The 11,256-nt window shown below is 30.6% G+C and carries 8 protein-coding genes and 1 tRNA gene; 7 read left to right on the top strand and 2 right to left on the bottom strand.

Annotation, left to right across the window (positions count from 1 at the left end):
- The first annotated feature begins 101 nt into the window (after positions 1 to 101).
- Together ACJDUH_RS17680 and ACJDUH_RS17675 are read left to right on the top strand one after the other, a co-directional pair.
- A tRNA-Asn gene (locus ACJDUH_RS17680) sits at positions 102 to 176 on the top strand.
- 329 nt (positions 177 to 505) lie between these two features.
- Entirely contained in the window at positions 506 to 2,956 is a 2,451-nt protein-coding gene (locus ACJDUH_RS17675) for an ABC transporter substrate-binding protein (RefSeq protein ID WP_406766529.1), read from the top strand.
- Between the two features lie 40 nt (positions 2,957 to 2,996).
- Here the strand turns inward: ACJDUH_RS17675 and ACJDUH_RS17670 are convergent, their stop codons facing one another.
- On the bottom strand, positions 2,997 to 3,866 hold the full coding sequence (locus ACJDUH_RS17670) for a ComEC/Rec2 family competence protein (protein WP_420492547.1): 870 nt from the start codon (positions 3,864 to 3,866) through the stop codon (positions 2,997 to 2,999).
- A 234-nt stretch (positions 3,867 to 4,100) separates the two neighbouring features.
- Here ACJDUH_RS17670 and ACJDUH_RS17665 point away from each other — a divergent pair, with 234 nt between their 5' ends.
- Entirely contained in the window at positions 4,101 to 4,823 is a 723-nt protein-coding gene (locus ACJDUH_RS17665; RefSeq protein ID WP_406766527.1) for a lysophospholipid acyltransferase family protein, read from the top strand.
- Positions 4,824 to 4,877: 54 nt separating this feature from the next.
- On the opposite strand, the gene ACJDUH_RS17660 is transcribed toward ACJDUH_RS17665, so the two are convergent.
- Entirely contained in the window at positions 4,878 to 5,471 is a 594-nt protein-coding gene (locus ACJDUH_RS17660) for a DUF1836 domain-containing protein (RefSeq protein WP_406766526.1), read from the bottom strand.
- A gap of 208 nt (positions 5,472 to 5,679) precedes the next feature.
- Here ACJDUH_RS17660 and ACJDUH_RS17655 point away from each other — a divergent pair, with 208 nt between their 5' ends.
- The 4 genes from ACJDUH_RS17655 (at position 5,680) to ACJDUH_RS17640 (ending at position 11,253) form a co-directional block, all read left to right on the top strand.
- Complete coding sequence (locus ACJDUH_RS17655) at positions 5,680 to 7,140, top strand: aminoacyl-histidine dipeptidase (protein ID WP_406766525.1); 1,461 nt, start codon at positions 5,680 to 5,682, stop codon at positions 7,138 to 7,140.
- 148 nt (positions 7,141 to 7,288) lie between these two features.
- Positions 7,289 to 8,563 carry an Nramp family divalent metal transporter gene (locus ACJDUH_RS17650; protein ID WP_406766524.1) on the top strand — a complete coding sequence of 425 codons (1,275 nt, stop codon included), beginning with the start codon at positions 7,289 to 7,291 and terminating at the stop codon, positions 8,561 to 8,563.
- A 131-nt stretch (positions 8,564 to 8,694) separates the two neighbouring features.
- Positions 8,695 to 10,014 carry a hemolysin family protein gene (locus tag ACJDUH_RS17645; RefSeq protein WP_406766523.1) on the top strand — a complete coding sequence of 440 codons (1,320 nt, stop codon included), beginning with the start codon at positions 8,695 to 8,697 and terminating at the stop codon, positions 10,012 to 10,014.
- 126 nt (positions 10,015 to 10,140) lie between these two features.
- Positions 10,141 to 11,253, top strand: a complete 1,113-nt coding sequence (locus ACJDUH_RS17640) for an amidase domain-containing protein (protein ID WP_406766522.1) — start codon at positions 10,141 to 10,143, stop codon at positions 11,251 to 11,253.
- Positions 11,254 to 11,256: the final 3 nt, after the last annotated feature.

Here is an 11,256-nt window from a genome sequence, read left to right as displayed (position 1 = left end):
ACGATGGTTAAGCTTCTCAGCGCCGATGGTACTGCTTGGGCGACTAAGTGGCAGAGTAGGACGTTGCTAGGTTAAATGCCTAAATGGCATTTAAAAGGTATTCCGTGGTAGCTCAATGGCGGAGCATTCGGCTGTTAACCGAAGGGTTGGAGGTTCGAGTCCTCTCCACGGAGCCATTTTTATTTTTTGAAAAAATAAATAAAAGAACAAAATGAAAAACAATATGAAGTTCGCGTCCCTTACCAGGTCGCCATTTTTATTTTTTGAAAAAATACATAATTTGAAGAGAAAAGCAATTAAGGATTTGCCAAAAGCAAGTTCTTTTGTTTTTTAGTGACAAATTTCCTACATGACACGTTAGTTTTTAATTCTTCAAAATATAAAATTTTATTTGAATATACTGTATTTTCTTTGTCACTTGTGCAAAAATATGCTATTATTAATTTTAATGGAGCAAAATTTGTAATTTTTAACTATTCGTTTTTAACGTATTGGGGGAATAATAATGTTTTTTGCCAAAAAAGAAAATAAAATTGAGTTAAAAGAAAAAGAGATATCCATGGATCTAAGTACTGACAAACAGTTAAAAAATGTAAACAAACAGCTATATCAAGGATTAATAACAAAAAGGGTTTCAAATGAAGCAGAAGAAGCCCTAGATGTTACCGCCATGCTTCTTAAAGCGGTTGAAGATATAAATATGGAAATGGAAAAACACAGTGAGCATATTTTGAAAACTGTGGATGTGTCTTCAGAAGTTGGTGCGTTCTCTGAAGAAGTTAGTGCTGGCGTAGATGAAACTATGAAGGTTATCGAAGATACACTAAATAAAGCTAAAATCGGACAAGACTCAGTTAATGATGTAATAAATAGTATAGAGACAGTTCAAAGTACTGTAGAAAATATGAAAAGCACGATACTTGATCTAACAGAGAAATCTAATAAGATTAAAGGTATTTTGGATACTATTAAGGGAATTGCTAAAACAACACATCTGCTTTCTTTAAACGCTAATATTGAGGCAGCAAGGGCAGGAGACGCAGGTAGAGGATTTGCTGTAGTTGCCGGTGAGGTTAAAAAGTTAGCAGATAATAGTTCAAATTCGGCTGATGAAATTGATAGCATAATTACTGAAATATCAAAAGTAACTGAGCAGACCTTAAATATAATAGACAAGGGGACACAAAAAGTAATTGAGAGTACTTCTATTGCAGAAAATGCAGGACAATCAATAAACCACATGATGGAATCTGCTGAAAGGACGAAGGCCATTTCTGCACAAATTAGTGATGCTGTAAAACAACAGGTAGATAAAAATCAATATTTAATTTCTGTCATAGATGAGATGGTTCAAGTTTCAGAAAAGGTGAAAGCTTTTAATGAAAATATAGCTGTTGGAGCAGATAGACAAAAGGCATCACTGAGAAACCTAAAAGAGACAATTAATAACTTAGAAAGTTTATCAGATACAAAACAAAATGATGGAATACTAATTAAAACTAATTTTGTAATGAGTGCTGCAGCAGTAAAAACCTTCGACCCTGCAATGTGTACAGAAATAAATGATTCCAATATACTAACGCCAATAAACTTAGGATTAGTTCAATTTGGCCCTGGTACTGAAGTAATAAGTGCAATTGCGAAAAATTGGCATGTTGAAAGTGATAATGTAACATGGAATTTTAGTTTAAGAAAGAATATGAAATTTCATAATGGAAGAAATATTATAGCACAGGATGTTAAGAAAACTTTTGAAAGAATTTTAAGCAAGGAATTGAATTCACCTAATAGATGGTTTTTATCAATGATTAAAGGGGCAGATGATTTCTTTAAAGGAAGATCTAAAGAGGTAGTTGGAATAATTGTGACTTCAGATTACAGTATAAAAATAATTTTAGATTATCCTTATAGTTCATTTATTAATAATTTAGCACATTGCTCTTGTGTTATATTACCAAAGGAGGAATTTAGCAATTTATCTTCTAAGCCAACTGGAGCAGGACCTTATAAATTTATTAGTTATAATATTGGAAGTAAAGAAATTGTAATGGAGAAATTCAAGGATTATGCTTTAGGTGAGGCACTAATTGATAATATTAAAATTGTGTGTGACATTGAAGATAGCTTTGAAAAATTTGAGAATGGTGAACTCGATTATCTTGCTGTCAATGCTGCTAATGCTGAAAAAGTCAAGATGAAAAACTATAATATAGTAACTTCCCAATGTATTGGTGTAAGATTTTTAGCATTTAATTATAGAAGCAATAATCCTATTGTAAATAATAAACACAGTAGACAAGCTATTAGTTATTGTATAGACAAAGATAGAATCGCACTTGAAGCACAAAGTGGATTTGAAACAGTACTGCATGGAGCATTTCCAACCAGTGTTTTATCAAATCCAAAATTAGTTACATACACCAGAAATCTCAATAAGGCAAAGGAACTTATGAGAAAAGGTGGAATAAACTCTGGAAGTTTAACCCTCCAAATAGCAAACAGTGGAGGAAATGCAGGTTTTCATAAGAAATTAGCAAAGATTTTAAAAGAAAATTTAAAGGAAATTAATATAGAACTTAAAATTTTAGAAGTAAGTGGAGCTGATTACTATTCGGAAGAAACCTTTAGGAAAAGTGATATTTTCACCTATGGCTGGCTAGGTGATTCAGGAACAGCAGATAATTTCATTGAACCGTTAATTGATATAAATAATTCTTCTAATAGGAGTAAATATAATAATCCTGAATTAATGGAGCTTGTAGAAATGGCAAAGAAGACTAGAAATCCATATAAGTATAGGGAATTTTTATGTAGGGTGGATAATATTATTATTGAGGATGCAGCTTGGGTACCACTCTGCAATATATGTGTTTCATATACTTATGGAGAAAATATAAAAGGCCTAAAAGTACATCCGTTAAATTTGATAAATTTTTCTGATATTTGGAGAGAATAAAACAATAAAAATACACTCAAAAGCAATATTGAGTGTATTTTTATTGTTTTTTAATGGTATTTCCATCTGAAATGAGTATTACTGTACCAACAATATCTGTTCTATAAATAGTACTTCTCCTGTTTTTCAATTCTGAGATAGTTCCTTTATTAGGATGTCCAAATTGATTTCCTCTTCCGCAGCTTATTACAGCAATTTTTGGTTTTACTTTGTCTAAAAATTCTTTCGAGGAGGAGGTAGAGCTTCCGTGATGTCCAATCTTTATTACATCACTTGAAATATCAGCATTAGAATTGATTATTTCGTCTTCACTAAGCTTCTGGGCATCACCCATAAAAAGAAATTTATTATTTATGTAAGTTAATTTAATAACAGCTGAGTAGTTATTAATATCATCATATTCACTATTGTTAGGTGCAAGCATTTCGCAGATAGTATTTGCTCCTAAATTTATTTTCACTCCTGCTTTAGCTGTTTTAATTTTTGTATCTTTAAGTGCAGTAATCATATTCTCAAATACATTTGTATTTGAGAGTTTCTTGGGGGCAAAGAATTCTCCGATGGTAAATTTTTTAATTACTGTACTCATTCCGCCAATATGATCTTCATGTGGATGTGTGGCTATTACATAATCAAGCTTGTGAACACCTTGTTTCTTTAAATAAGAAACCAGCTTATCCTTTGAATCAATACTTCCGGCGTCTATAAGGAGATTTTTACCGTTTACCTGGACTAAAATACTATCAGCCTGACCTACATCTATATAATGGACTATTAGTTTATCCTTGTAAATAGGATTAACCTTAGACACAGCAGAGTATGAAATTAAATATATAGTAAGAGAAATAAATAGAAAAGGAATAAATACATAAATTATTATAGGCTTTAAAAATTTTTTCAAAAGACTCAACCTTTCAACATAGATGGAAAACACAACTATTATTTACATATAATACCTTATAAATAAAATTATACTATATAGTATCATATATATTATGCTATTGCAATGAAGGCTTGTACTAAGTATAATATCTATGGAATAACTTTATTTATTTATTAGAAAACTGAAACTTTTTAATTATGAGATAAATATTTGTTTTATTAAAATATATTATTATTGATTATAAATATAGGAGGAAGCCTTATGCCATACTTATGGATATTTTATGGTGTTTATTTTATTATAAAATTATTTATTAAAAGAGGAAAATTTGAGTTTTTAAAAAGAAAAATGACTCAGGAAGAAATAGATGATTATGCATATAGGGAAGTTAAGTCTCTTGCAAAAGAATTAGTTGATATAACTGGATCAAGTGTTAATGTTATTGGAGAAGAAAATATTCCTGAAGGAGCCTGTGTCTTCGTGGGAAACCATCAGGCAAATTATGATATTTTAGCTATGCTTGCCTATATAAATAAGCCTATAGGGTTTATTGCTAAGAAAGAGCTTGAAAAACTTATTGGGGTAAATTATTGGATGAAACAAATCCACTGTGTTTTTATGGATAGGGATGATCCAAGAGATTCTGTTAAGTCCATTTTAGATGGAGTTTCAAATTTAAAAAAAGGATATTCTATGGTTATATATCCAGAAGGAACTAGAAGTAAAGGTCCTACCATGCAGGAATTTAAAAAAGGCGCGATGAAGCTTGCTACAAAATCAGGATCACAAATTGTACCAGTTACAATTAATGGTACTTATGATATTTTTGAGGGACAAAAGGGCAAGAGGGTTAAAGCAAGTAATGTAAATATAATATTATCTGAACCTATTTATACAAAAGATATGACTAAGGAAGAACAAAATAATCTTTCTGAAACTATTAAAGTTATAATTGCTGTGAACTTAAAGAAAATAAATGCATAGGAAAAAGCTGTGAGAATTTATAGGTAAAATTTTTCACAGCTTTTTTAATCAGGTTTACTTTTCAGGTTTAAGAAATTTATCAATTATTTTTTCTGCCATTTTCTTTTGGGCATTAGCGGAGCTAATTAGCATTAAGATGGTTAGAATTACTTCAATAGTTTCTCCATTTTCAGATTCAATATTTGCTGCTTCTTCACTAACTAATTGAAGCTTATTCTTAAACCAAGAATTAAATTCTTCACGTTGAAGCTTGTTAATATGTAAAAACACATTATAGATTTCATCTAAAGAAACATTTTCTTTATCTAAAGATAGATTTTTTATTATTGGACTCAATATAAGATTTAAATCGTTTAATGATAATATTTGCTTTAAGCTATAAATTAAGGATAATAGCACCACTTGATCTTTTGAATACTTTTTTCCTTTAATAGGCAGTAATAATTTTGCTTTAGCATAATTATTAATCATTGTTTTTGTCAGAATCTTTTCATCAGCATCTCTTTTTAATGGACTTAGTTTATCGTCAAAGAAAGTAGTAACTTGATCCATGTATAAATCTACGCATGGAATATCTGATAGTTTTATATCTTCAAAATTAGAAATTTCATCAATAAGTTCTATAAGCTGTTCTTTTATTGGTTTCATAATAAACTACCTCAAATTTTTATTTTTATATATATTATAAATATTAATTTTTATAATAACAAGCATTACCTAGATAATGAATATGTTATATAAAACATACACAAAATAAGATATGAAAAATAAAATTTGCAATTTTTCTGTCAAGTATTGATTTTTTTCCGTTTTTGTGTTGAAATTAAAGAGATGAATAAAGGAAAGGATGGTAATTATGAATAGTAATGTTTTAAAAGATTTGAAACCCTTTGATGTATTTAAATATTTTGAGGAGATTACCCAAATTCCAAGAGGTTCTGGTAATGAAAAAGGCATTAGTGATTATTTAGTAGCTTTTGCAAAGGAAAATAATTTAGAGGTTATTCAGGATGAAGCTTTAAACGTTATCATAAAAAAACCTGGTACATTAGGATATGAAAATGCTCCTACTGTTATTTTACAAGGTCACATGGACATGGTAAATGAAAAAAATCAAGACACTGTCCATGATTTTGATAATGATCCTTTAAAATTAAGAATTGAAGGAGATATGGTTTATGCTACTGGAACTACACTTGGTGCAGATAATGGTGTTGCTGTAGCTTTTGCCATGGCTGTGCTTGCTTCAAAAGATATAGCTCATCCTCCTATAGAAGTACTAGTAACCACTGCAGAAGAAACTGGTATGGACGGTGCTGTAGCATTAAATCCTGATCATATTAAAGGAAGAACCTTAATTAATATTGATTCAGAAGAAGAAGGAAAACTTTTAGTTAGCTGTTCTGGAGGAGTAAGATCAACAACTACTCTTAAAGTAGATTGGGTTTCTATGGCTGCAGATTCTGTTACTTGTGCAGTAAGAGTTAGAGGCCTTAAGGGCGGACATTCAGGCATGGAGATACATAAGGGAAGAGGAAACTCAAACAAGATAATGGGTCGCTTCTTAAGTGATCTAAAATCAGTTGTTTGCTATGATATATGCGCCTTAAATGGTGGTTCAAAGAGCAATGCTATACCAAGAGAAGCTGATGTAACATTAGCTGTGAAGGAAAATGAAATTGAGAAAATCAAAGAAAAAGTTACTTCTTGGAATACAATTTTAAAGAATGAATTTAAAACTTCTGACCCTGGAGTTAATATTGAAGTGGAAGTTATTCCAAATAGATATGATAAAATGTTCTCTAAAGATACTTCAGAAAAAGCTGTTGAACTTTTAGTACTTATACCAAACGGTATTCAGACAATGAGCATGGATATAGCAGGATTGGTTCAAAGCTCATCAAATCTTGGCGTAGTTACTACAACAGCAAATGAAATTAACTATGATAGTGCAGTAAGAAGCTCAGTTAAGAGCTTAAAGGCTGATATTGTAAATCAATCTAGAATGGTATCAAATTTAATCGGTGCTGACTTTAATACACAAGCTGATTATCCTGATTGGGAATATGATCCAAACTCAAAAATAAGAAAAGTATTTGAAGATGTTTATAAGAAATTAAATGGTAAAGAACCAGAAATAGTTGCTATTCATGCTGGTGTTGAATGTGGATTATTTAAAGAAAAGTTTGGCGAAATAGATATGATATCCTTTGGCCCAGACCTTTTTGATGTTCATACACCAAATGAACATTTTAATATAGGTTCAATTGAAAGATCCTGGGACTACTTACTTGCAGTATTGAAAGAACTTAAGTAAATTTTAAAGCCTCGTGAATATTATTTTTCACGAGGCTTTTTTATAATGCTAAGTAACTTAGAATATTTACGCTACAAGAAGTCAGCAGGTTAATACTTGACTTTTAATGTTATAATAATATACAAGAAACTAACAAATGGAGAAAATTATGAAGGATAAATCAGGATTATTTAAATTTAAGAATTATTTTAATAATGAGCATAAACCACAGCTTACGGCATTAGATTTCATTAAATATATTGGACCAGGACTTATAGTTACTGTTGGTTTTATTGATCCAGGAAATTGGGCCTCCAATGTATCTGCAGGGTCTGATTATGGATACAGGCTTTTATGGATGGTTACTCTTTCTACAATAATGCTCATTTTACTACAGCATAATGCTGCTCATTTAGGTATAGCTACAGGGCTTTGTCTTTCAGAGGCTGCAACTATTTATTTAGACAAAAGAATATCAAAACCAGTATTAATTTCTGCAGTAATCGCATCAATTTCTACAGCTATGGCTGAAGTTTTAGGAGCTGCAATAGCACTTAATATGATTTTTAGAATTCCAATTAAAATAGGAGCAATTTTAAGTACAATTATTGTTATGTGGATGCTTTATGCAAATTCTTATAAGAAATTAGAAAAGTGGATTATTGGATTTGTATCCATTATAGGACTATCTTTTATTTTTGAGCTTACCTTGGTTCATATACCTTGGAAGGAAGCTTTGGTAGGATGGGTTACACCAAGCTTTCCCCAAAATTCACTTCCAATTATTATGAGCGTACTCGGTGCTGTTGTTATGCCTCATAACCTCTTTCTGCATTCAGAAATAATACAAAGCAGACAATGGAATTTAAAGGATGAGCAAATAATAAAAAGACAATTAAAATATGAATTTGCAGACACCCTTTTTTCAATGATAATAGGCTGGGCAATAAATAGTGCTATGATTATTGTGGCAGCAGCTACCTTCTTCTCTTATGGGATGCATGTCACAGCTTTAGACCAGGCACAAAATATGCTTAGGCCATTACTTGGAAGCACGGCTTCTATAATTTTTGCATTAGCACTCATGTTTGCAGGGCTTTCTTCAAGCGTAACTGCAGGTATGTCAGGAGGTTCAATATTTGCTGGTCTTTATGGTGAACCCTATGATATTAAGGATAATCATACAAAATTAGGTGTAGCAATAACTTTACTAGCAGCAGTTATTGTAATTTTCTTTGTAAAAGATCCATTTAATGGGCTTGTACTTTCACAGATGCTATTAAGTATTCAATTGCCATTTACAATATTTTTGCAGATATATTTAACCTCATCAAAAAAAGTAATGGGAAGATACGTAAACGGCAGATTAGACACAATAAGCTTATGGATAATAGGTGTAATTGTAACTTTATTAAATATTGCTCTACTTATAAGTTATTTATAATTAGTAAGCAAGTACAAAATTTGGTTATAATTAATATAGTTTTATGCTAAAATATATTATAAGAGAATGTATCATAATTATGAATATGCTTATTTTTTATTTTTATTAAATCTTAAGGGGGAATTTTTTTAATGGAATCGGACAGTATTTTGCTTCAATTGTTTCTAATATTTATCTTGGTGGTTATTAATGCATTTTTCTCAGCAACTGAGATGGCAGTGGTTTCCTTAAATAAAAACAAGATAAATTATATGGCAAGTGACGGAGACAAGAGAGCAAAGCTGCTAGTTAGACTTCTTAAAGAACCAAATAAGTTTTTGGCAACAATTCAAGTGGGTATTACCTTTGCTGGATTTCTAGCAAGTGCTTCAGCGGCAGTTAGTATTTCAAAAAATATATCTATTTTTATAAAGAGAATTAATATTGCTTTTATTTCTCATGCAAGTGATGAAATCTCATTGATAATAGTAACTCTTGTACTTTCCTTCATTACTCTTGTTTTAGGAGAACTATTGCCAAAACGCATAGCACTCCAAAATTCTGAAAAAATTGCGTTATTTGTAGCAAGACCTATTATAATTATTTCAAAACTTTTCATTCCATTTGTGAAGATTCTTACCCTATCTACTAACTTTTTCAGCAGGGTCTTAAATTTAGATAATGAATCAAATGAGGAAAAGGTAACTGAAGAAGAAATAAGAATGATGATAGATGTGGGAGAAGAAAACGGGGTTTTAAATGAAACTGAAAAAGAGATGATTGATGGTATTTTAGAATTTGACAATACTTTAGCTAAGGAGATAATGACTCCAAGAACTAACGTTTTTTCAATAAATATAAAGACTCCTATAACTGCACTTATGGATTCAATTTTAGAAGAACAGTATTCTAGAATACCGGTTTATGAGGATGAAACAGATAATATAATAGGTATTCTATTTATGAAGGATCTGTTCAGTGCAATGAATAAAAAAGAATTAGAGAAAATAGATATTAAGGAGATTCTAAGACCTGCATACTTTGTTCCAGAAACAAAAAATATTGATATATTGTTTAGAGAACTCCAAATGAGTAAGAACCATATAGCCATATTAATAGATGAATATGGAGGATTCTCAGGTATAGTTACTATAGAAGACTTAATTGAAGAAGTAATGGGGAATATATTTGATGAGTATGATGAGGATTATGAATCTAGTGAATATATTAAAAAAGTTGACAACTCAACCTACATGGTAAGTGGTTTAGTTGGCATTGATGAAATAAATGAAAGGCTAGAATTAAATCTGCCATCAGAACATTTTGATACAGTAGGAGGCTTTGTAATCGACCTTATTGGGAGCATACCAAAGGAAGATGAGGAACACATTGTAGAATATGAAAATTTAACCTTCAGAGTTGAAAAGATAGATGAAAAGAGAATTGAATTAATAAAACTTTGTATAGAGTAAAGGGAGCTTTTGGAAAGCTTCCTTTTTTTTTAGTATTGTCGACAACATATATTAATAATTTTTTGGAAAACTATTATCTATATAAAATTATTGAAAATAATTTGGCTTCTTAAAATAAGAGGAGTGATGCTGGTGGTATTAGGAAGAGTCAAAAAATTTATTTTAGTTATTGCTGTCTGTTTTATTTTTATTATATTAATTCAATTTATTAATAAATATAAAGCCTTAGCTGATGAAGGTTTTACAAAGGCGGATGCTTCTAAGGCAATAGAGCAAATATATGAGCATAGAAATAAGGCACTAATAAACGGAGATTTAGAATTCATTGAGTCAATATATGATAGAAATACCTTATATGGTACATGGGCTTATGAACATGAAATTAAAAAATCAAAATACATCACAAATTGGAGTGAAAAACAAGGAGTAAAATTTCTTGAAATAAATCCAAAAGTAATAATTAAAAAAATAACAGGAAAGGGATATAATTTTTCAGCTTATCTCCTTTGTTCAACTGAATACAAATATAGTTACGAAAATGAAAGTAATATTATTAATAGCTTTAAGATTGGAACATCTCATGTTATCAATTTAACAAATAAAAATAATAATTGGAAGATTTCAAAAGAATGGTATAAGGACCCTTTTGCTGATTCATTAAATATTAACAGCCTTAAAGCAGATGACATAAAACAATTTATTTTAAACAATGGTATTAGAGATTTTGGAGGCTTAAATAAAAGGAGAGTAGATGTTATAGATTATGCTGAAAAGTATTGCGGAGCAGCAAGCGAAGAAAGATATGGCTTTAAATATAATAATAAATATAGAGACTTTAATTCTTTAGGGGGAGATTGTGCTAATTTCGCATCTCAGATGTTATTTGAGGGTGGGAAATTCAAGAAAAATGGTGCTTGGAATTATGAAAGGGGCACAGGTTCAAGGGCCTGGCTTAATGCAGATGGCTTTAAAAGTTACATGCTTTACAGCGGAAGAGCCTCACTTATAGCTTATGGAAGTTATGAAAAGGTGGTTAAAGCATCCTATAAACTTCTGCCAGGGGATTTTATTGCTTATGAAAAAAAGGGCGATATTACACATATTTCAGTTGTAACAGGTGCTGATTCCAAAGGATATTCCTTAGTAAGCTGCCATAATACAGATAGAAACAAAGTGCCTTGGGACTTAGGTTGGAGCGATAAAAACATAAAATTTTGGCTGGTAAGAGTACATTATTAGGAG

It is taken from the genome of Candidatus Clostridium radicumherbarum, from assembly GCF_045310525.1.
GTDB classification, from domain to species: domain Bacteria; phylum Bacillota; class Clostridia; order Clostridiales; family Clostridiaceae; genus Clostridium_AT; species Clostridium_AT radicumherbarum.
Note: the sequence above shows the minus strand (reverse complement) of the source record. Positions and strands in the feature narration are given on the sequence as shown.